Below are 21,697 nucleotides of genomic sequence, written 5' to 3' on the forward strand. Positions count from 1 at the left end.
AACGAGACCCGGCTCAGTCCTCGGTGAGCACGCCCAGCGTCTGCGGCGACACGCTGCTGCGCCCGGAGGTGCGGGCGGTCATCCGCAGCCGGTGGTGCTGCCGGCACAGCACCTCGTAGCCGGTCTCGGCCTCGTCGGCGGCGACGTCACCGACGACCACCTGCGCCCCCTCGACCACCATCACCCCGTGCTCGGTGCGGGCGTTGTGGGTGGCCCGGGCGCCGCACCAGCACAGCGCCTGCACCTGGAGCGCCTCGACCCGGTCGGCCAGCTCGAGCAGCCGGGCGGATCCGGGGAACAGCCGGGTGCGGAAGTCGGTGGTGATGCCGAAGGCGAAGACGTCCGCCCCCATCTCGTCCACCACGCGCCCGAGCTGGTCGACCTGCTCCGCGGAGTAGAACTGCGCCTCGTCGCAGATCAGGAAGTCGACCACGCGCCCCTGGGTGCGCAGCGCGACCACCTCGGCCCAGAAGTCGGTGCCGTCGGCGACCTCGTGCGCGGGCACGGACAGCCCCAGGCGGGAGGACAGCCGCGACTCCCCCGCGCGGTCGTTGCGCGAGTACAGCACGCCGTCCCGGCCGCGCGTGATGTGGTTGTGGTGCATCTGGAGCGCCAGGGTGGACTTGCCGCAGTCCATCGTGCCGCAGAAGAAGACCAGCTCAGCCACGGTGGTTCTCGTTCCTACTCGTTCGTGCGTCGTACGTCGTGCGGTGCGGCAGGCGCGCGGGGAGCCGCTCAGCCGTGGACGGTGAGCAGCGGCACGCGCAGCTCGGCCGGTGTCAGCGATCCGTGCACGCCGACCAGCTCCAGCGAGGCCGGCGTCTGCGTGCGGGAGTCGACCACGGTGGCACGCCCGGCCATGGCCACCACCACGTCGCCGATCAGCGGGCGCACGTGCGCGGAGACCGGGCCGAACAGGCCCGCGGCCACCGCGTCGTCGCCGACCAGCACCGCGGCCGCTCCGGCGAGCACGTCCTGCCAGCGGGCGGCCACGGCGGCGGGCTCGGCGTCCGGGTCGAGGTGCAGGTGCAGCGCCCGGGGCTCCCCCGCGACCAGCGCGACGTCCTGGCGCAGGGCCGGGGTGCTCGCGACGTCCCAGCGCAGCGACCGGTCCACGTCGACCATGCCGTGATCGGCGGTGACGTGCAGGGTGGCGCCACGCGGGGCGGAACGGGCCAGCCGGGACAGCTCACCGTCCAGCGCCTCGACCTGGTCGCCCCACTGCCAGGATCCGCAGCCCTCGTGGTGGCCGGTCTTGTCGACGTCGCCCCAGTACAGGTAGACCAGCCCCGGCTCGCGCAGCAGCCGCAGCGCCGCGTCCACCCGGTCGGCCAGCTTCTCGGCGGCACGGTAGCCACCGCCGCGCAGGGCGGCCTCGGTCATCCCCGATCCCATGAACCGCGCCGGGCCGACCGTCGTCACGGTGACCCCGTGCCCGGCGATCGTCTCGAAGAGCGTGGGCTCGCGCTGCCACTCGCGTGCCGGCCCGAGCCCGTCCCAGGACACCATGTTCGCCAGCGCGCCGGTGGCGGGGTTCCGCACGGTGTACCCGGTCATGCCGGTGCGCCCGGGGCCGGTGCCGGTGCCGAAGGACCCCATGGAGGCCGCCGTGGTGGACGGGTAGCCGGCGGACAGCGGCTGCGACCCGCCGAGCAGCGAGCGCAGGAACGGGGCGTGCCCGGCGCGCTCGGTGAGGTTCTCGTGGCCGAGGCCGTCCACCAGCACGATGCAGGCGCGGCGGGTGTCCGGCAGGCCCAGCGTCGCGCGGGCGGCGGGTCCGCCGTCCACCGGCACGCCCAGGCTGTCGGCGACCGCGGGCAGCAGCCCGGACAGCGACCGTCCCGCGTAGTCGGGGGCGAGCAGGCCCAGGGCGTCCAGCCGGTCGGCCACCGCCGTCGTCCCGGTCGCGCTGCCGGCGCCCATCGTCAGCGGGCGCTCGCCGCGGAGAGCCGACGCGCGAACGCCACGGCGTCCCGCACGGCGTCGGCGCCCTCGGCCACGGCGCTGACCCGCACGACCACGTCGTCCGGGGTGATGCTGCCGGTCAGGCCGTGGTCGGCCTCGCACTGCGGGTCGGCGCAGCCGGCGGGCTCCAGGTCGACCCGGGAGACCGCGCCCCAGCCGATCGCCAGGGTGAGCTCGGTGGCGCCGCCGCCGGCCTGGTGCTGCTCCGGCGAGGGGATCACGTGGGTCAGCGCGACGGAGCGCAGCTCGGACAGCGGCACCGCCTCGGTGGTCGCGGCTGCGGAGGCCGAGGGGTGCTCGCTGTCGGCGGGGTGGTCGTCCACGTGCGCCACCACCAACCGGCTCGGGGTGAGCGCGAGCACGGTGACGTGCCGCCGCACCTCGGCGGCGTCGAAGGTGGTCTCGGGGTGCACGAGGTGGGCGAGCACGGGCTCGTCCGCGAGCGCGACGTCCAGGACGTCCGCCACGAGCTGCGGGTAGTACCCGGCCCGGTCGAGGTCACGCATCAGGTCGGTCGAAGGTGCAGGCACCGGAGCATCCTCCCATCCGCCGGCCCGGCGCGTCACACGCTCGGCCGGATCACCCGGGGTCGCCGCCCGGGACCTGCGTCACACCGGCGGCGTGAGCAGGGCGCGGCGCGGGCCGTCGGCGCGCTGGGCGGAGCCGATCCGCGCGGTGGCGCCCAGCACGTACGCCCCGTGCTCGGCGACCACCACCGGATTGAGCTCGAGCGACAGCATCTCGGGCAGCTGGTCGGCGAGCACCGAGACCCGGGCCAGCACCTCCTCCAGCGCCGTGACGTCCAGCGCGGGCAGCCCGCGGTAGCCGAACAGCCGCGGGGCGGACCGCGGGGCGCGCACCATCTCGGTCACGTCCACGTCAGTGAGCGGCGGCACGGCGTAGGCCAGGTCGCCGAGCAGGTCGGTGGTGTCCCCGGCGAGCCCGAAGCCGAGCACCGGCCCGAACAGCGGGTCCTCGGTGGAGCGGATCACGCAGGCCACCCCGTGCGGGGCCATCGCCTGCACCTCCAGCGGGGCGCGGCCCGGCGCGGGCACGTGGCCGGCCGCGAGCGCGAGCACCTGCTCGACGTCGGCGCGCAGCTCGGCGGCGTCGTGCACGTCGAGCCGCACCCCGCCGAGGTCGGCCCGGTGCCGCAGCGCGGGCACGGTGGTCTTCAGGGCGACCGGCCAGCCGAGCCGTTCCGCGGCGGCGACCGCCTCGTCGGCGTCCCGCACCGGCACGCTGGGCAGCACGTCGATCCCGGCGCAGGCCAGCAGGTCGGCGGCGCGCTCGGCACTGAGCTCGATCCCGGGCTGGCCGGACCCGTCCGGGGCGTCGGCCGGGGCGTCGTCCACCTCCGCCTCGGCCAGCCAGGACGTCACCAGCCGGCGGGCCTGCCGCGCGTGGATCCCGGCGGGGGCGACCAGCGACCCGCGCTCGGCGTCCCGCCAGGCGGCGTAGCGGGTGGCCTGCCCGAGGGCGAGCACCGCGTCCTCCGGGGTGGTGTACGTCGGCACGGTGCGCGGCACCCCGTCGGCGTCCGGGGCGGTGAGCACCTCGGTCGCGCCGTGCAGCCCGAGCAGGCAGGCCACCGACGTGCGGCCCGATCCGGCGGCGGCCGCCGCGAGGGCCCGCGCCACCCGGTCGTCGCGGGGTCCGACCGTCGGCACGTGCACGGTGATCACCACGTCCACCTCCGGGTCGGCGTAGACCTCGGCGAAGCAGGTGGTGATCCGGGCGTCGTCGGCGTCCTCGGGGATGATCGCGGCCTGCCCGGTCACGCTCAGCCCGGCGGAGGCGGCGGCCTCGGCGACCAGCGCGGCCAGCGAGGGCGAGGAGGCGACGACGGCGGCCCGGCGCCCGCGCGGCAGCGGCTGGAGCGCGAACAGCTGGGCGGCCTCGAGCATCTGGTGGGTGTTCTCGACCAGGATCACCCCGGAGCGCTGCATCACCTCCTCCAGGGTGCGGCGGGAGGCGAGCGTCGGGCGCACGGCGTGCCCCGGCGGCACCACGTGCCCGGAGCGCCCGGCGGTCACCACGACGACGGGCTTGGCAGCGGCGAGCCGGCGGGCCACCCGGGAGAACTTGCGCGGGTTGCCGATCGACTCCAGGTACAGCGCGACCACGTCGGTGGCCTCGTCGTCCTGCCAGAACTGCATGAGGTCGTTGCCGGAGACGTCCGCGCGGTTGCCCGCCGACACCAGGTGCGCCAGCCCGAGCCCGCGCCGGCGCACCGAGGCGAGGATCGACACGGCGGTGGCGGCGGACTGGCAGAAGATCCCGAACCGGCCCGGCGGGGGCGGGTCACCGCCGAGGGAGGCGTTGAGCAGCCCGGCGCCGGTGTGCGCGATCACCCCGTAGGACACCGGGCCGATCACCCGCATCCCGGCGGCGTGCGCGGTGCGCAGCAGCGCCCGTTGCAGCGCGAGCCCGGTGGCGCCGACCTCGGCGTAGCCGCCGGAGAGCACCACCACGCCGCGCACCCCGAGCCGGGCCAGCCCGCGCACCGCGAGCACCGCCTCCGCGGCGGGCATCGCCAGCACGGCGAGGTCCACCGGCCCGGGCACGTCCTCCAGCCGGTCCCAGGAGCGGGCGCCCGCGATCCCGGCGCGGCCGACCACCTCGACCCGCACCGGCCCCGCATCGGCGGCGGGCGCGGGCGGCACCACCGCCCCCGTGCGGCGCAGCGCGGCGCCCGGCCCGGCCACCAGGTGCTCCAGCACCCGGGTCACCAGCAGGTCGTCCAGCGACCCGGGCTCGACGGTCGGCGAGGTGAGCACCACCACGCTGCGCGCGCTGAGCAGGCTCTGCACGCTGCGCGCCTCCGCGGAGTGCTCCCGGTCCAGCATCACCGCCAGCGAGCGGTCGGTCGGGTCGATGTCGAAGGACACCTGCACCACCCCGTCGTCCAGGCTCTGCCGCGGCGAGTACCCGGCCTCGCGGAACACGGCGAGCATCCGGCCGTTCTGCGGCAGCACGTCGGCGACGAACCGCCGCACCCCGCGCTCGCGCGCCGCAGCCGCCAGGTGCTCCAGCAGCACCGAGCCGAGCCCGCGGCCGTGGTGCGCGTCGGCGATGTTGAACGCGACCTCTGCCTCGTCCGGGGCCACCCGGTCGTAGCGGGCGACGCCGATGATTGCGTCGTCCTCGGTCACCGCGACCAGCGCCACGCGGTCCCGGTGGTCGACGTGGGTGAAGCGCTCGAGGTCGCGGTCGGGCAGCCGTTCCAGCGGGGCGAAGAACCGCAGGTAGGTCGAGGTCTCGGACTGCGCGACGTGGAAGGCCTGGAGCGCATCGGCGTCGCCGGGACGGATCGGGCGCACATGGGTGGTGGTGCCGTCGCGCAGCACCACGTCGGCCTCCCAGCTCGCCGGGTAGCCGGCGGGCAGGGCTCCGTCCGCGCGCACGTCCCCGGTGACCTCCGCCATGCCTCCGAGCGTATCGTCGCCCCCTGCCGCGCGTCGTGGCACGCCCACGCCCGCGTGGCGGGGACAATGTCCCGGCACGCCGATCCGCCCGCACCGGGCGCCGACGTGCACCGACCAGCACACCACCGCAGCACCGACCCACGGGAGCCCAGGACCGCATGGCGCGCCGCAGCAGCACCCCCGACGTCCCTGGCGACGACGTCGTCGAGCGCATCGTCGACATCGACGTCGCCACGGAGATGGAGGGCTCGTTCCTCGAGTACGCCTACTCCGTCATCTACTCCCGCGCCCTGCCGGACGCGCGCGACGGGCTCAAGCCGGTGCAGCGCCGCATCCTGTTCCAGATGTCCGACATGGGCCTGCGCCCGGACCGGCCCTACGTGAAGTCGGCCCGCGTGGTCGGCGAGGTGATGGGCAAGCTGCACCCGCACGGCGACACCGCGATCTACGACGCGATGGTCCGCATGGCGCAGCCGTTCTCCCTGCGCCTGCCGGTGGTCGACGGCCACGGCAACTTCGGCTCGCTGGACGACGGCCCCGCGGCCCCGCGCTACACCGAGGCCCGGATGGCCCCCTCGGCGGTGGCGATGACCGCCGACCTGGACGAGGACGTCGTCGACTTCGTCCCGAACTACGACAACAAGCTCACCCAGCCCGCGGTGCTGCCCTCGGCGATCCCGAACCTGCTGGTCAACGGCGCCTCCGGCATCGCGGTCGGCATGGCGACGAACATGGCCCCGCACAACCTGGTCGAGGTGGTCGCCGCCGCCCGCCACCTGGTGATGCACCCGGACGCCACCCTGGACGAGCTGATGCGCTTCGTCCCCGGCCCCGACCTGCCCTCCGGCGGCAAGATCATCGGCCTGGACGGCGTGCGCGACGCGTACCGCACCGGCCGCGGCGCCTTCCGCACCCGTGCCACCGCCCGGATCGAGAACGTCACCGCGCGGCGCAAGGGCATCATCGTCACCGAGCTGCCCTACACGGTCGGCCCGGAGAAGGTGATCGAGAAGATCAAGGAGGGCGTGCAGTCCAAGAAGCTGTCCGGCATCTCCGACGCGATCGACCTCACCGACCGCACCCACGGCCTGCGCCTGGTGATCGAGGTGAAAACCGGCTTCGACCCGGACGCCGTGCTGGAGCAGCTCTACCGGTACACGCCGCTCGAGGACTCGTTCTCGATCAACAACGTCGCGCTGGTCGACGGCCAGCCGCGCACCCTCGGGCTGCGCGAGCTGCTGACGGTGTGGGTGGACCACCGGCTGTCCGTGGTGCGGCGGCGCAGCGCGTTCCGGCTGGCGAAGCGGCGCGAGCGCCTGCACCTGGTCGAGGGCCTGCTGATCGCGATCCTCGACATCGACGAGGTCATCCAGGTCATCCGTTCCTCGGACGACTCCGAGGCTGCCCGCACACGGCTGCGCCAGGTGTTCGACCTCAGCGAGCCGCAGGCCGAGTACATCCTCGAGCTGCGGCTGCGCCGGCTGACCAAGTTCTCCCGGATCGAGCTGGAGAAGGAGCGCGACGAGCTCGCCGAGCAGATCGCCGCGCTGGAGGCCCTGCTGGCCGACGACGGGCTGCTACGCACCGCGGTCAGCGACGAGATGGCCGAGGTCGCGGCCACCTTCGGCACCCCGCGCCGCACGATCCTGCTGGAGTCCGCCGGCGGATCCGTCACCGCCGCCGAGGGCGCCCCGACCAGCGGCCGTGGCGCCAAGGCGCCCGCGCTCAGCCTGGAGATCGCCGACACCCCCTGCTACGCGCTGCTGTCGGCCACCGGCCTGCTCGCGCGCACCGGCTCCACCGACGTCGCGCTGCGCCCGGCCGAGGGCACGGCCCGCGCCCGGCACGACGTGCTCAGCGGCGTGGTCGCCACCTCCACCCGCGCCGAGGTCGGCGTGCTCACCTCCGCGGGCGTGGTCCGCCGGCTGTCCGTGCTGGACCTGCCGGTGCTCCCGCCGACCGACGGCGCCCCCACCCTGGGCGGCGGCGTGCCGCTGGGCGAGCTGCTGGCGCTGGACAAGGGCGAGCGCGTGGTCGCGCTGGTGTCGGTCGCCGCCGACGCCCCGACCCTCGCGCTCGGCACCGCCCAGGGCGTCGTCAAGCGGGTCGTCTCCGGCGAGGCCCCCGCGAACCGCGACTCGTGGGAGGTCGTCACGCTCAAGGACGGCGACGAGGTGGTCGGCGCCGCGCACGTGGCCGATGACGACGAGCTGGTCTTCGTCGCCTCGGACGCCTCGCTGCTGCACTACCCTGCCTCCGCGGTGCGCCCGCAGGGCCGTCCCGCCGGCGGCATGGCCGGGATCAACCTGGCCGCCGGCGCCAAGGTGGTGCACTTCGGCGCGCTGTCCGCCGCCGACGCCGCCGCCGAGGAGGACGGCCCGGTGGTCGTCACGATCGCGGGCTCGTCCACCGCGCTGCCCGGCACCCAGTCCGGCTCCGCCAAGGTCACGCCCTTCGTCCGCTACCCCGGCAAGGGCCGTGCCACCGGCGGCGTCCGCGCGCACCGGTTCCTCAAGGGCGAGGACGCGCTGATCCTCGCCTGGGTCGGTGCCGCGCCCGGCCGTGCCACCGGGTCAGCCGGTCAGCCGGTGGAGCTGCCGGAGCCGGACGACCGGCGCGACGGCTCGGGGGCGCTGCTCGCGGCGCCGGCGGTGGCGATCGGCTGACCTGCGCGGACCGCGCGGGATTCACGCTCTCGTCACGCGGGGTTGGGCCGGGCACGGTAGACCTGGTCCGTGCACGCCGACGCCGCCCCGAGCCCCGTCCCCGCCGCTGACCTCCCCGCGCCCGCGTCGGCCGCCGCCGCCCGGCGGTGGCCGGTGGTCGCCTGGTCGCTGTGGGACTGGGGCTCGGCCGCGTTCAACGCGGTGATCACCACGTTCGTGTTCACCCGGTGGCTGACCAGCGACTCCTTCGTCGACCCGGCCGTCGTGGCGCAGGGCGGCGACGCGCTGGACGCCGCGCTGGCCCGGCACTCGACCTGGCTGGGCTGGGGGCTGACCGCCGCGGGCGTGCTGATCGCCCTGCTCGCCCCGCTGTCCGGCACCCGTGCCGACGGCTCCGGGCGACGCCGCCGCGGGCTGGCCGTGCAGACCGCGGTCACCGTAACGCTGTGCGCGGCGATGGCCCTGGTGCAGCCGGACCCGGACGCGCTCACCGCCAACCTGGTCGGCGGGATCGCCCTGCTCGCAGTCGCCAACCTCACCTTCGAGATCGCGTCGGTGCACTACAACGCCCTGCTCCCCCGGGTCGCCACCCCGGCCACCCTCGGCCGGGTCAGCGGGATCGGCTGGGGCGCGGGCTACCTGGGCGGGATCGTGCTGCTGCTGATCCTGTTCGTCGGCTTCATCGACCCGGAGGTCGGCTGGTTCGGCGTCACCGGTGAGAACGGCGCGAACATCCGGATCGCGGTGCTGCTGTCCGCCCTGTGGTTCGGGGTGTTCGCGGTGCCGGTGCTGCTCGCCGTGCCGGACGACCGGTCCTCCGCGCGTGGTGGAGCGGCACGCGCCCGCACCGGCCTGGTCGCCGGCTACCGGCAGATCGCCGCCGACGTGCGCGACCTGTGGCGCACCTCCCGGTCGACGGTGCTGTTCCTGCTGGCCAGCGCGGTCTACCGTGACGGGCTCGCCGGGGTGTTCACCTTCGGCGCGGTGATCGCCTCGGGCACCTTCGGCTTCTCCGCCAGCGAGGTCGTGGTCTTCGCGATCGCCGCCAACGTGGTGGCCGGCATCTCGACGCTGCTCGCCGGGCTGCTGGACGACCGGGTGGGGCCGCGCGCGCTGATCGTCGCCTCGCTGGTCGGCCTGGTGGTCGCCGGGATCGGGGTGTTCGCGCTGGCGGACGCCGGTGCCGGGGCGTTCTGGGTGTGCGGCCTGCTGCTGTGCGTCTTCGTCGGCCCCGCGCAGTCCGCCAGCCGCTCGCTGCTGACCCGGGTCACGCCGCCGGGGCGGGAGAGCCAGCTGTTCGGGCTGTACGCCACCACCGGGCGCGCGGCGTCCTTCCTGGCGCCCTTCGCGTTCTCCACCTTCGTCGCCGTGTCCGGCTCGCAGCGGTGGGGCATCCTGGGTCTCGTGCTGGTGATCGCGCTCGGGCTCGGGGCCCTGCTGCCGCTGCGGCTCGCGGCGGCCCGGGGCGGGCGTGGCGGCGCGGGGGTCGATCACGCGGCCGGACCCGCCGGGCCCACGGCCGGGGACCGCCCGTGACTGCCTGGACCCCCGACCCGCTCGGCGATGGGTGGGAGCAGACCACCCTCGCGCTGTCCGGCGTGGACCCGGACCTGGTGGCGACCGCCGTGCGGCGCACCCCCGGGCCCGTGGCACCCGGGGGTCCCGCCGTGCTGCACGTGCACGGCTTCAACGACTACTTCTTCCAGACCCACCTCGCGCAGGCCTGGGAGCGTCGCGGGTACACCTTCTACGCCCTCGACCTGCGACGCTGCGGGCGATCGTGGCGCGAGGGCCAGGTGCCGCACTACGTCGACGACCTGGCCGAGTACCGCGTCGAGCTCGGGCTGACCGCCGCGCTGATCCGCGAGCAGCTCGGCCACGACCGGCTCGTCGTGCACGCGCACTCCACCGGCGGGCTCACCGCGGCCCTGTGGGCGGACTCCGCCGCCGGGCGCGCCGTGGTGGACGCGCTGGTGCTGAACAGCCCGTGGTTCGACCTCAACGCCCGGTGGTTCCAGCGCGTCGTCTCGACCTGGGTGCTCGACACCCTCGCGCCGGTGGACCGGATGCGGGTGATCGCCGACGGCCCCTCCGCCTACTCCTGGCACCTCCACGTGGCGAACGGCGGGCGGTGGGACTACGACCGCGCGCTCAAGCCCGCCGAGGGCTTCCCGGTGCGCGCCGGGTGGCTGCGCGCGGTGCGACGCGGCCAGGCCCGGCTGGCACGCGGGCTGCGGATCGAGGCCCCGGTGCTGGTGTGCACCGCCGCCGAGTCCGGGCCGAACGCCCACGGCAACCCGCTGCTGGACGCGCAGGACACCGTGCTCGACGTGCGGCAGATCTGGGCGCGCGCTCCCCGGCTCGGCGAGGACGTCACCGTGGTCACCGTGCCGGGCGGCATCCACGACCTGTCGCTGTCCGCGGACGGGCCCCGGGCTGCGTACGAGCAGGCGGTGTTCGGCTGGCTGACCGAGGTGCAGGGGTCGCGCGCGGCGTGAGCGGGCGGGCCGGGCGAGATCTGGGCTGCCGGCGACCGGTGCGGCCGGCGACCGGTTGCGGTCGGCGATCGGTGCGGCCGGCCTCGGCGCGACCGGCGAGAGCGCGGACCGGGCCCGCTCAGCCCTGCGGCACCTCGGAGGCCGTGACCACCGGCGCGTCGACCCCGCCCTCGGCGGCGTGCGCCACCAGGCGGTCCCGGATCAGCCCGGCGATCTCCACGAACGCGCCGACCTGCTCGGGGCTGAGCGCCCCCACCAGCAGCTCGTGCACCAGCGCGCGGCGGGTGGCCGTGGCGGCGCGCGCGGCGACCGCCCCCTCCGGGCTGAGCCGCACCACGGTCCCGCGGGCGTCCTGACGGTCCCGGGTGCGCACCACGAGCCCGCGCTGCTCCATCCGGCGCACCTGGTGCGAGACCCGGCTGTCCTGCCACTCGGCGGCGGCGGCGAGGTCCTTGGCACGCAGCCCGCGCTCCCCGGCGGCCAGCAGGGGCTCCATCAGCTCGAGGTCCGCGACCGACACCCCGGGGTCGACGCCGAGCCCGCGCTCCAGCGCGGTGAACATCTCCCGGGACACGCCGAGGTACATCCGCCACACGGTGTCCTCGTCGGCCCCCTGCGGCGACCGCGCCGCGACCTGGTCCAGCGTCCCTGCCATCCGCCCAGCGTACGGCTCGGAACCGCGCTCAGAGCTCGATCGACGTGATCAGCGAACCGTGGGTCCGCTCGTACCCGAGCCAGGCGTACAGCCCGTGCGCGCCGGTCGGGTTGGCGGTGTCCACGCCGAGCTCGGCGTACTGCATCCCGTCCGCCGCGAACGCCCGCATCGCCGCCGACAGCAGCGCCACCGCGACCCCGCGCCCGCGCCATGCCCGCCGGACGCCGAGGATCTCCGTGTAGCCCGAGGTGTAGCCGGCCACCGGCCAGTCGTGCTCGTAGCGACCGCCCAGCGTGTAGCCGACGACCTCGCCGGTGGTCTCGTCCAGAGCGACGAAGCTCCAGGTCGGCGCGAACATCGACCGGCCGAGCGCCCACGCCTCCGCGGTGCGCGGCTCGCTGCCCCAGTGGTCCGCGAAGGCCTCGTTGTGCGCGACCCGGACCTGCTCGTCGAGCTCCGGCGTCCACGGCACCACCCGCACCCCGGCCGGCGCGGCGCCCTCGGGCAGCGGCACGGACAGGTCCCGGCGCATCTCGGTGAAGTAGCGGATCGGCGCGAAGCCGGCCGCCTGGTACATCCGCAGCGCCTCCGGCGAGTCCTGCTGGAGGTAGGCCCCGATCCGCCCCGGCACGTCCTTGCCGGAGGCGGCGAGCTTCTGCCGGCCCCGCGCGGCGCCCCAGGCGACCACGGCCCGCCCGACACCTCGGCCGCGCCAGGCCGGGTCGACCCCGCCGTTGAGGTGCGCGCGCACCACCCGCTCGTCACCGGGCGGGGTGTCCACGATCATCCACGCGCGCGGCACGCCCTCGTCGTCCAGCCCGATCCGGGTGTCCGCCGCCAGGTCCTTCCAGCCGCCCTCGAACCACTCGCCGACCTCGACCTCCGCGGTGCGGTACGGCACCGCGTCGCCCTCCTCGACCCGCGCGACCAGCGCCGCCAGCGCCGGCACGTCCTGCGGGGTCACCGCGCGCCAGGTCAGCCCGGTGCGAGGGCCCGGCTCGGGCAGGACGTCGGGGGCGGCGGCGCGCACGGCGATCGGCGGGAGGTTCGTCGGCATGGCTCCACGGTGCCTGACGGCAGGCCCGGTGTCACGTCCAAACACGCCGGTCCGGGCGTGCCGTCCGGGTGATCAGGATGATCAGGCGTCGATGCGCGAGACGTCCAGCTCGGAGGCGTTCTCCACGATGAAGTCCTTGCGCGGGGCGACGTCGGAGCCCATCAGCAGCTCGAAGGTCTTCTCGGCCAGCCGCACCTGCTCGTCGGCGTGCTCGGCCACCGGCAGGGTCACCCGGCGCAGCGTGCGGTGCCGCGGGTCCATGGTGGTCTCGGACAGCTGGTCGGCGTCCATCTCGCCCAGGCCCTTGTAGCGCTGGATGTCGTCCTTGTAGCGCTTGCCGGCCTTGTCGAGCTTCTTCAGCGTCGCGGCGAGCTCGGCCTCCGAGTACGTGTAGATGTACTCGTTCTTCCGGCTGCCGGCGCCGATCACCTCGATCCGGTGCAGCGGCGGCACCGCGGCGTACACCCGGCCGGCCTCGACCAGCGGGCGCATGTAGCGGAAGAACAGCGTGAGCAGCAGCGTGCGGATGTGCGCGCCGTCCACGTCGGCGTCGGTCATCAGCACGACCTTGCCGTACCGGCGGGCCTCCAGGTCGAAGGTGCGGCCCGAGCCGGCGCCGAGCACCTGGATGATCGCGGCGCACTCCGCGTTGCGCAGCATGTCCGAGACCGAAGCCTTCTGGACGTTGAGGATCTTGCCGCGGATCGGCAGCAGCGCCTGGAAGTCGCTGGACCGCGCGAGCTTGGCGGTGCCGAGCGCGCTGTCACCCTCCACGATGAACAGCTCGGTGCGGTCCACGTCGTCCGAGCGGCAGTCCGCGAGCTTCGCCGGCAGCGAGGACGTCTCCAGCGCGCTCTTGCGCCGGGAGATCTCCTTCTGCTTGCGGGCCGAGACGCGGGCGCGCATCTCCCCGACGATCTTGTCCAGCAGGGCCGCCGACTGCGCCTTGTGCTCGCGCTTCGCCGAGGTCATGATCGCCGCGAGCTCGGTGTCGACCACCTTCGCCACGATCCCGCGCACCGGCGCCGTGCCGAGGACCTCCTTGGTCTGGCCCTCGAACTGCGGCTCCGCCAGGCGCACCGTGATCACCGCGGTCAGACCGGCGAGCACGTCGTCCTTCTCGATCCGGTCCCCGCCGTCCTTCGCGGAGATCTTCAGCCGCCGCGCGTTCGCCTCGACCTGCTTGCGCAGCGTGCGCAGGATCGCGGTCTCGAAGCCGGCGAGGTGGCTGCCGCCCTTGGGCGTCGCGATGATGTTGACGAAGGTGCGGACCTCGGTCTCGTAGCCGGTGCCCCAGCGCAGCGCCACGTCGACCTCGCACTCGCGCTGCACCTCCTGCGGCGTCATGTGCCCGCGGGAGTCCAGCACCGGCACCGTCTCGGAGAACGACCCCGTACCGGTGAGCTTCCACGTGTCGGTGACCGGCGCGTCCGGCGCCAGGAAGTCCGCGAAGTCGACGGTCCCGCCGTCGTGCCGGAACACCTCCTCCGTCGGCCCCTCGGCGCCCGGGGTGCCCGGCAGCCCGCGCTCGTCGCGCACCGTGATCGTCAGGCCCGGCACCAGGAAGCTGGTCTGCCGGGCGCGCGTCACCAGCTCGTCGTAGGAGAACACCGCCGACTTCGGGAAGATGCTGCGGTCCGCCCAGTAGCGGATCCGGGTGCCGGTGCGGCCCTTGGCGACCTTGCCGACCACGTCCAGCCGCGACCCCGACACGAAGGGCTCGAAGGGCGACTCCGGCGAGCGGCCCGTGGCGTCGTCGAACACGCCCGGCTCCCCGCGGTGGAAGGACATCCGGTGCGTCTTGCCGCCGCGGTCCACCTCGACGTCGAGGCGCTCCGACAGCGCGTTGACCACCGACGCGCCCACGCCGTGCAGACCGCCCGAGGCGCCGTAGGAGCCGCCGCCGAACTTGCCGCCCGCGTGCAGCTTGGTCAGCACGACCTCGACACCGGTCAGCCCGGTCTTCGGCTCGACGTCCACCGGGATGCCACGGCCGCTGTCGCGCACCTCCACCGAGGAGTCCGCGTGCAGCACCACGTCGATCCGGTCGCCGTGCCCGGCCAGCGCCTCGTCGACGGAGTTGTCGATGATCTCCCACAGGCAGTGCATGAGGCCCCGGCTGTCGGTGGACCCGATGTACATGCCGGGGCGCTTGCGCACCGCCTCCAGCCCCTCGAGGACGGACAGGTGGCGCGCGGTGTAGCTGGACTCGGCAGAGGCGGTCGACACGAAGCAGGAGCCTAATCGGTCCCTCCGACAGGTCCGTGACGCCATGCCGGGGCGCCTCGCCGCGCGATCCTCGGGATCTCGCGCCCGTCGTGTGCGCGGCGTGTTGCGGGCCGGTGACGGCCGGGTGACTTTCGGTACGCGGACAGCGAACCACCCGCTCCTGAGGGGAAGGATCCGCGCGCGGGATGGTTGTATGACAACGTGACTGGAACGACCGAGACGACGCCGACACCGCTGACCGCAGCCGACCGCTGCGACCGTTGCGGCGCGCAGGCCTACGTCCGCGTGCTTCTGCCCGTGGGCGAGCTGCTGTTCTGCGCGCACCACGCCCGTGAGCACGGACCCAAGTTCGCCGGGGTCGCGCGCCACGTGCAGGACGAGACCGACAGGCTGCTCGCCGAGCACGGGGCAGGGGCCGGCGCCGCGCGCTGAGCCTCGACCCGCGCCACCGAGCGCACCGACACCGCAGGGCCCGCACCGGGGATCGCTCCCGGGGCGGGCCCTTCGTCGTGCCCCGGGTCGGCCGTCGGTGACCGGGCGTGCTGCTGCACCTTCACCGCGCCGCCCCGCCGTCGAACCCCGGTCCGACGCCGCCACCTGCCGACGCATGAGAGCCAGAACGGCCCCGCCCTCCGCGCAGGAGGACGGGGCCGTTCGGTTCGCGTCGTGCGACCTGATCAGTCCAGGTAGTCGCGCAGAACCTGCGAGCGCGACGGGTGCCGCAGCTTCGACATGGTCTTCGACTCGATCTGGCGGATCCGCTCGCGGGTCACGCCGTAGACCTTGCCGATCTCGTCCAGCGTCTTCGGCTGGCCGTCGGTCAGGCCGAAGCGCATCGAGACGACGCCGGCCTCCCGCTCGGACAGCGTGTCGAGCACCTGGTGCAGCTGCTCCTGGAGCAGCGTGAACGACACGGCGTCGGCCGGGACGACCGCCTCGGAGTCCTCGATGAGGTCACCGAACTCGGAGTCGCCGTCCTCGCCGAGCGGGGTGTGCAGCGAGATGGGCTCGCGACCGTACTTCTGGACCTCGACGACCTTCTCGGGGGTCATGTCGAGCTCCTTGGCCAGCTCCTCCGGCGTCGGCTCGCGGCCGAGGTCCTGGAGCATCTGGCGCTGCACGCGGGCGAGCTTGTTGATGACCTCGACCATGTGCACCGGGATGCGGATGGTGCGGGCCTGGTCGGCCATCGCGCGCGTGATCGCCTGACGGATCCACCAGGTCGCGTACGTCGAGAACTTGTAGCCCTTGGTGTAGTCGAACTTCTCGACCGCACGGATCAGACCGAGGTTGCCCTCCTGGATCAGGTCCAGGAACAGCATGCCGCGGCCGGTGTAGCGCTTGGCGAGCGAGACGACGAGACGCAGGTTGGCCTCGAGCAGGTGGTTCTTGGCGCGACGGCCGTCCTGCGCGATCCACTGAAGCTCGCGACGGGCCTTGGGCTCGATGTCGTCGCCGAGGCTCGCCAGGCGCTCCTCCGCGAACAGGCCGGCCTCGATGCGCTTGGCGAGCTCGACCTCCTGCTCGGCGTTCAGCAGCGCGACCTTGCCGATCTGCTTGAGGTAGTCCTTGACCGGGTCGGCGGTGGCGCCGGCGGTCACGACCTGCTGCGCCGGGGCGTCGTCCTCGTCACGGTCGGAGACGACGAAGCCGGTGTCCTCGGTCTCCTCCTTGGCGGCGGGGGTGGCCTTGGACTTGTCGCCCGCGGTGGCGGACTCCTCGGTGTCGTCCGACTCGTCGGCGTCGTCCGTGGTCTCGAGGTCGGCCTCGTCGATCTCGACGTCGTCCTCGATCTCGACGTCCTCGACCTCGGCGTCCTCGTCGTCGGCGTCCTTCGCGGACTTCACCGGCTTGGCGGCGGTGGCCTTGGTCGCGGTCTTCTTCGCGGCGGGCTTGGCGGCGGCACGGGTGCGCTTGGCGGCGGGCTTCTCCTCGCCGTCCTCGGACACGACGGCCTTGGCCGACGGACGGGCCTTGGCGGTGGTGGCGGCGGCGACCTTGGGCGCGGCGGCGGTCGGCTCGGTGACGGTGATGCCGGCGTTGGCCAGACCGCGCACGACGGCCTTGAGCCGCTTGGCGTCCTCCACCTGCGCGGCCTCGCACGCCGCCCTCAACGAGGCGGCGTCGACGCTCCCGTTGGAGAGGCCGCGCCGGACGAGGTCCTGGAGCGCGGGGTGCTCGAACTCACGCGGGAGGGTGGGGGTGGAAGTCTGGGGCGTCACGAATGACCTTTCGGCAGCAAGGGACCCGGTTCGGCGCGTCGGGTACCCGCATATTGTACCGGCCGCACCCGCACCGCGGCGTGCGTCGCTCGACGCCTGCGGGTGGCGTCGCGCATGACCGGCTGACCTGTCGGGGGGTACAACGAGCCGGACGCCCCCAGGATTCCCGCCACCGCGCCCGGGCGTGTCGCGCCGCGGGGCTCGCGCAGGGCGGGTGGGGACGGCCGCGTCGAGCGGGCCCGCAGGTCAGGCCGGGTGGGCCCGCAGGTCAGGCCGGGTGGGGGCGGCCGCGTCGAGCGGGCCCGCAGGTCAGGCCGGGTGGGCCCGCAGGTCAGGCCGGGTCGGGCTTGACCGCGAGGACCGGGCAGGGCGAGTCGAGCAGGATGCGCTGGGCGTTCGCGCCGAGGATCAGCTTGCCGACGGGGCTGCGGCGCCGCAGGCCGATGACGATCAGCGTGGCGCCGGTCTCCTCGGCGGTGCCGATGAGGTCCTCGGCGACGTCACGTCCGCCGGAGATCACCCGCACGTCGTGCGGCACGCCGGCTGCGGCGAGCGAGCCCTGCGCGTCCTCGAGGGCGGCGGCGAGCTCGGCCCGCTGCTCGTCGCTCTCGTCCCCGCGCTCGCTCACGACGACGACGAGCGGCTCGGAGCGGCGGACCGCCTCCCCCGTGGCCGCCGCGAGGGCGGCACGCCCCTCGACCGTCGCCAGGTACCCGACCACGATGCTCATGAGTGCTCCTCGCACGTGCGCGTCTACGTCCGTCGGTCGCCACCGGAGCGCCGTCGCGCGGTGGGGGCATGGACCGTGGTCCGACGGTACCGGACAGACCGGGCACCGACGAACGGCGACGCGCACGCCCCCGCCCGCCATCAGCCACGACGCCTGACCGCGCCCACGTCGCGGGCCTCACCGCTCCGCCCGGACCCAGGCGGGCGGCGTGCCGGAGTCCACCAGCCGGTGGACCAGGTGGGCCAGCCCGTGCTCCGGGTCGTCCCGGAGCGCGCGCTCGACCAGCACCGAGGCCCGCGGCCCGTCACCGGACCACCAGGCGACCAGCGCGAGCAGCGTGCGGGCGGGCGCCTGGCGCCGGACCCGCCCGTGCGCGACGACCCGCTCCAGCACGTGGACGGCGGCCGCCGTGGCGGCAGGATCCGGCCGGCGCGCGCCACCGGCCGACAGCAACGAGTCGAGCACGGCGCCGATCTGCGGTCCCACCGGTGCGCCGTCGGGGCCGCACCCCTCGTCGCCGCCCGCCAGCACCCGGTCGGGCAGGGCGGATCCGGGGGCGAGGATCGTCAGCAGCACGGCATCCCGCAGCACGCGGTCGGTCAGCGCCGCCTCGATCCGCCCGAGCACCCGCGGGGCGGTCGCCCTCCCGCCGGCGCCCTCCGGCGCACCGCCGCTGTCCTTCCCGGGTCGTCGCACTGCCGCGCCACCGTCGGCCACGCCGAGCCCGGCCGGGACGCGGGCCGCCGTCGCACCATCGGTCACCGCCGGCATGCTCGGCGCGACGCTCACGCTCGCCTCCGGCGCTCCGCCGCTCTCCGGCACGACTTCGCCCGGCACCGCATCGCCACCGCCCGTCGCACCGCCACCGGCCGCGCCGACCGCCGCCGGACCGCGCATCGCCGCCGCACCACCCGTCGCGGGCCCGCGCACCTCCGCGACGGCCGCCGTCCAGAGGTCCAGCGAGTCCCGACGCCAGCGCAGCACGGCGGCCTGCTGCCACGCGCCGCCGGTCGCCGCACCCGTCCCGGCTCTGGCACGCGGACCTGCGCCCTCTTCGGCCACACGAGCACGCGGGTCGGCGCACTGTCTGCCCGCACCGGCACGCCCACCGGCACCAGGCCGGCCGCCACCGGCACCCACCCCGCCGCCACCGCCCGCCGCCGCGTCGCCACCCGCCCCGCCCTCCGGCCGCACCCGCCGCGCCCGGCGGAGCCGGTCCGCCCAGCGCAGGCGCGCGGAGTCGGCGGAGCGCCGCGCACCGGCGGGGGCCGGGGTGATCCGGGCGAGGTCGGAGCGACGCGGGGCGACGGGGCCGGCGGCGTCGAGCCGACGTGCGAGGTCGCTGTCCGCGACGTCCTCCACCGGGCGCCCGCCGAGAGGGCAGCAGGCGGGGTCCGCGCAGTCGAGGTCGAGGTAGCCGTCGTCGGTCAGCACCCACTGCTCGATCCGTGCCCGGGGCCGACGGGCCTCCCAGGCGAGGGCGAAGCGCTCCACGGCGAGCACGACGGTGCTGCCGGGACGCGGTCGCAGGCGGCCGTCGGCGCGCGGCTCGCGCGGGTCGTCGGCGGTGTGCGCGGCCGCGACGACCTCGTGGGCGCCGTCGGCGAGCAGGTGCGCGACGAGGTCGTGCGCGAGCATCGGGCCGGTCGGTCCGGCGAGGTCGGCGAGGTCGACCCGGGCGACGAGGCCGAGCCGCCGGCGTGGTCCGCCGATGCCCGCGACGACCAGGGACTCGCGGGGCCGGAAGCCGAGGCGGTGCGGGAGGTAGGCGAGCAGGTCGGGGGCGGCGCGCAGGCGCAGCACGGGCGGTGCGTCGTCGGTGGTGCCGGGCCGGGCGTGGTCGGTGGTGGTCGCCATGCGCCGAGCCCACGCCCCACGCCCCGCCGCGCACCACCTCCGGCGGGCCGACCTGGGGACGACGGAGCCGTGCGGAGCCTGTGGACGCGTCGAGGTCCGCCTGCTGAGCGGCGCTACTGTGGCGCGGTGCCCGCCCGATCTCTCGCCGCCGCCGCGCTGGTGGTGCTGACGACCCTCGCCACGGCCGCGTGCACCGGGTCCGACACTCCCGCGCCGACCCCGTCCGGATCGGTCGCGACGGCGCCCGCCCCGGCCCCCAGCGCGACGGAGAGCCTGCTGCCCAGCCCGACCTCCACCACCTCGGCGGTGGGCGCGCTGGCCCCGGGCTTCCCCACCGACCTGGTGACGGTGCCCGAGGGCAGCGAGATCCTGGTCTCTGCCGCGCAGACCGATGCGGCGACCGGGCTGCTGGACGTCAGCCTGAACCTGCGCAGCCCGTTGAGCACCGCCGATCTGGTGGCCGCGGTCGGCGGCGGGCTGGTGGCGGCCGGCTTCGTCGAGACGGTGATCGATCCCGGCGCCTCCGGCCTCGCCGCGACCTCGACCTACGTGCGCGGGGACGACGGCGCCGAGCTGCTGACCCTGGGCGTGCTGGACCGCGACGGGGTGCGCACGCTCACCCTGGGCGGCTCTGTGCGCGTCGCGGGCTGACCGGCTCTAGGCTCGCCGCGTGAGTCCCGCCACCGCCCTCGTCGACGCCGAGGACCTCCGGGCCCGCGTCGACGCCCGCCTGGCCGAGCACGTGGACCGGTTGCAGCCCGAGCTGGTCGCCGCCGGTGCCGGGGCCGCTCCCCTCGGGGACGCGGTGCGGCAGATGCTCCTGGGCGGCAAGCGGCTGCGGGCGGCGTTCTGCTACTGGTCCTGGCGCGCGCACGGCGGCGTGCCGGGCGATCCGGGGCAGCCGGACGACCCGTCGTCCCCGGTGATCGGGGTCGGCGCGGCGCTGGAGCTGTTCCAGGCGGCGGCGCTGTTCCACGACGACGTGATGGACGACTCGGACACCCGTCGCGGCCGCCCGGCCGCGCACCGGGTGTTCGCCGCGATGCACCGCGAGCACGGCTGGTCGGGCAGCGACCGCCGGTTCGGCGACTCGGCGGCGATCCTGCTCGGCGACCTGGCCCTGGTCGCCGCGGAGCGCGAGTTCACCGACGCGATGGCCGCGCTGGCTCCGTCGGCGGACCGCGCGGAGCGCGTGCGCCGGGCGCAGGCGGTGTTCGACCGGATGCGCACCGAGGTCACCGTCGGCCAGTACCTCGACCTGCTGGCGCAGGCGCTGCCGTGGGGCACGGACCCGGTGGCGGACGAGCAGCGGGCCCGCGAGGTGATCCGGGCGAAGACCGCCCGCTACAGCGTGGAGCACCCGGTGCTGATCGGTGCGGTGCTGGCCGGGGCGGACGAGGAGGCCCTGGCGGGCGCGAGCGCGTTCGGGCTGCCGCTCGGCGAGGCCTTCCAGCTGCGGGACGACCTGCTCGGCGTGTTCGGCGACCCGGCGACCACCGGCAAGCCCGCCGGGGACGACCTGCGCGAGGGCAAGCGGACCGTGCTGGTGGCCCGGGCGATGGCGCAGGCGGCCAGCACCGGCGACACCGCTCTCGCCGCGGCCCTGCACGACGGGCTGGGCGACCCGGACCTCACCGAGCAGGCGTGCCGGGCGCTGGCGGACCGGATCGCCGGGTCGGGTGCGGTGGAGCAGGTCGAGGAGCTGATCACCGACCTGTCGGGGCGGGCGTTCAGCGCGCTGGCGGCGGCGCCGCTGGTCGAGGGGCCGCGGTCGGTGCTGGAGCGGCTGGGACGGCTCGCGGTCGACCGCCAGGCCTGACCGGCACCCCGGACAGCACCCCGGCCGGCATCGAGGCCGACCGGGGCACGGGGACGATCAGAGCATCGCCTGCGCGCGGCGGCGGACCTCCGTCTTGTGACCGGCGCGCAGGGCGTCCACCGGCCGGCCGGGCAGCGAGTCGTCCGGGGTGAACAGCCAGACGATCGCGTCCTCGGGGGTGAACCCGGCGTCGCCGAGCACGCTGAGCGTGCCCTGGAGCGAGGCGAGCACGGCGGCACCGGCGCCGTCGGCCTGCACGTCGGCGGTGGAGTTGCCCTGGTCGACGGGGACCAGGAAGTCGGCGGGCACCGAGAGCACCGGCGGGTCGCCGCGGCGGACGCCGGACAGCCGGCCCTCCTTCAGCAGGCGGCGGACCTTTCCGGCGTCGATGCCGAGCTTGTCGGCGATGTCCGGGACGGTGAGCCAGGAGTCGACGAGGTCATCAGGGGTGGGCTGCGCAGTCACGGGGGTCAGCCTACTGACCTGCGCGTCCCTCGTCCGTGCGAGCGCCCCGGGGTGCCGACGGGTGAATCCGCAGCACAATCGGACATTTTGCGGCTCCGGCTTTCCC

Annotated in this window: 17 protein-coding genes; 6 read left to right on the forward strand and 11 right to left on the reverse strand. The window is 75.3% G+C overall.

All coding sequences use genetic code 11. The annotated features are described in order from the left end of the window. Positions 1-13: 13 nt before the first annotated feature. The 4 genes from ACZ5HG_RS11580 to ACZ5HG_RS11595 all read right to left on the reverse strand — a co-directional run bounded on the left by ACZ5HG_RS11580 (position 14) and on the right by ACZ5HG_RS11595 (position 5,393). The gene (locus tag ACZ5HG_RS11580; protein ID WP_464176361.1) at positions 14-667 is read right to left on the reverse strand and encodes a thymidine kinase; all 654 of its coding nucleotides are present in this window, start codon (positions 665-667) and stop codon (positions 14-16) included. Positions 668-735: 68 nt separating this feature from the next. Further along, entirely contained in the window at positions 736-1,923 is a 1,188-nt protein-coding gene (locus ACZ5HG_RS11585) for an alkaline phosphatase family protein (RefSeq protein ID WP_464176363.1), read from the reverse strand. Between the two features lie 2 nt (positions 1,924-1,925). Beyond that, the gene (locus tag ACZ5HG_RS11590) at positions 1,926-2,471 is read right to left on the reverse strand and encodes a DUF5998 family protein (protein WP_464182148.1); all 546 of its coding nucleotides are present in this window, start codon (positions 2,469-2,471) and stop codon (positions 1,926-1,928) included. Positions 2,472-2,573: 102 nt separating this feature from the next. Further along, positions 2,574-5,393 (reverse strand): bifunctional acetate--CoA ligase family protein/GNAT family N-acetyltransferase, encoded by a 2,820-nt coding sequence (locus tag ACZ5HG_RS11595; protein ID WP_464176365.1) that lies wholly within the window; start codon positions 5,391-5,393, stop codon positions 2,574-2,576. Positions 5,394-5,551: 158 nt separating this feature from the next. Here ACZ5HG_RS11595 and ACZ5HG_RS11600 point away from each other — a divergent pair, with 158 nt between their 5' ends. The 3 genes from ACZ5HG_RS11600 (at position 5,552) to ACZ5HG_RS11610 (ending at position 10,557) form a co-directional block, all read left to right on the forward strand. Beyond that, positions 5,552-8,059, forward strand: a complete 2,508-nt coding sequence (locus tag ACZ5HG_RS11600) for a DNA gyrase/topoisomerase IV subunit A (protein WP_464176367.1) — start codon at positions 5,552-5,554, stop codon at positions 8,057-8,059. Positions 8,060-8,128: 69 nt separating this feature from the next. Continuing rightward, positions 8,129-9,595 (forward strand): MFS transporter, encoded by a 1,467-nt coding sequence (locus ACZ5HG_RS11605; protein WP_464176369.1) that lies wholly within the window; start codon positions 8,129-8,131, stop codon positions 9,593-9,595. Further along, positions 9,592-10,557 carry an alpha/beta hydrolase gene (locus ACZ5HG_RS11610; RefSeq protein WP_464176371.1) on the forward strand — a complete coding sequence of 322 codons (966 nt, stop codon included), beginning with the start codon at positions 9,592-9,594 and terminating at the stop codon, positions 10,555-10,557. Before ACZ5HG_RS11605 ends, ACZ5HG_RS11610 begins: the two co-directional genes overlap by 4 nt. Positions 10,558-10,675: 118 nt before the next feature. Here ACZ5HG_RS11610 and ACZ5HG_RS11615 read toward each other — a convergent pair whose 3' ends face one another. From ACZ5HG_RS11615 to ACZ5HG_RS11625, 3 genes are all read right to left on the reverse strand, one after another. Then, complete coding sequence (locus ACZ5HG_RS11615; protein WP_464176373.1) at positions 10,676-11,212, reverse strand: MarR family winged helix-turn-helix transcriptional regulator; 537 nt, start codon at positions 11,210-11,212, stop codon at positions 10,676-10,678. Positions 11,213-11,240: 28 nt separating this feature from the next. Next, positions 11,241-12,269, reverse strand: a complete 1,029-nt coding sequence (locus ACZ5HG_RS11620) for a GNAT family N-acetyltransferase (RefSeq protein ID WP_464176376.1) — start codon at positions 12,267-12,269, stop codon at positions 11,241-11,243. A gap of 81 nt (positions 12,270-12,350) precedes the next feature. Further along, the gene (locus ACZ5HG_RS11625; protein WP_464176378.1) at positions 12,351-14,498 is read right to left on the reverse strand and encodes a DNA gyrase/topoisomerase IV subunit B; all 2,148 of its coding nucleotides are present in this window, start codon (positions 14,496-14,498) and stop codon (positions 12,351-12,353) included. Positions 14,499-14,699: 201 nt separating this feature from the next. Between ACZ5HG_RS11625 and ACZ5HG_RS11630 the strand changes: the two genes are divergently transcribed. Then, the gene (locus ACZ5HG_RS11630; RefSeq protein ID WP_464176381.1) at positions 14,700-14,930 is read left to right on the forward strand and encodes a DUF7455 domain-containing protein; all 231 of its coding nucleotides are present in this window, start codon (positions 14,700-14,702) and stop codon (positions 14,928-14,930) included. Positions 14,931-15,175: 245 nt separating this feature from the next. On the opposite strand, the gene ACZ5HG_RS11635 is transcribed toward ACZ5HG_RS11630, so the two are convergent. The 3 genes from ACZ5HG_RS11635 to ACZ5HG_RS11645 form a co-directional block, all read right to left on the reverse strand. Then, complete coding sequence (locus ACZ5HG_RS11635; RefSeq protein ID WP_464176383.1) at positions 15,176-16,720, reverse strand: RNA polymerase sigma factor; 1,545 nt, start codon at positions 16,718-16,720, stop codon at positions 15,176-15,178. 331 nt (positions 16,721-17,051) lie between these two features. After that, positions 17,052-17,450: a universal stress protein gene (locus tag ACZ5HG_RS11640; RefSeq protein WP_464176385.1), complete on the reverse strand. Its 399-nt coding sequence runs from the start codon at positions 17,448-17,450 to the stop codon at positions 17,052-17,054. Between the two features lie 177 nt (positions 17,451-17,627). Then, on the reverse strand, positions 17,628-19,307 hold the full coding sequence (locus ACZ5HG_RS11645) for a DUF4192 family protein (RefSeq protein WP_464176387.1): 1,680 nt from the start codon (positions 19,305-19,307) through the stop codon (positions 17,628-17,630). Positions 19,308-19,433: 126 nt separating this feature from the next. On the opposite strand from ACZ5HG_RS11645, the gene ACZ5HG_RS11650 reads away from it, so the two are divergent. Together ACZ5HG_RS11650 and ACZ5HG_RS11655 are read left to right on the forward strand one after the other, a co-directional pair. Beyond that, on the forward strand, positions 19,434-19,958 hold the full coding sequence (locus tag ACZ5HG_RS11650; RefSeq protein WP_464176389.1) for a hypothetical protein: 525 nt from the start codon (positions 19,434-19,436) through the stop codon (positions 19,956-19,958). A gap of 19 nt (positions 19,959-19,977) precedes the next feature. After that, a complete protein-coding gene (locus tag ACZ5HG_RS11655) occupies positions 19,978-21,126 on the forward strand; it encodes a polyprenyl synthetase family protein (RefSeq protein ID WP_464176391.1) in 1,149 nt (382 codons plus the stop codon). 57 nt (positions 21,127-21,183) lie between these two features. Here the strand turns inward: ACZ5HG_RS11655 and ACZ5HG_RS11660 are convergent, their stop codons facing one another. Continuing rightward, a complete protein-coding gene (locus ACZ5HG_RS11660; RefSeq protein ID WP_464176393.1) occupies positions 21,184-21,591 on the reverse strand; it encodes an Rv2175c family DNA-binding protein in 408 nt (135 codons plus the stop codon). Positions 21,592-21,697 lie beyond the last annotated feature (106 nt).

This window comes from Cellulomonas sp. GTC20042 (assembly GCF_055389595.1).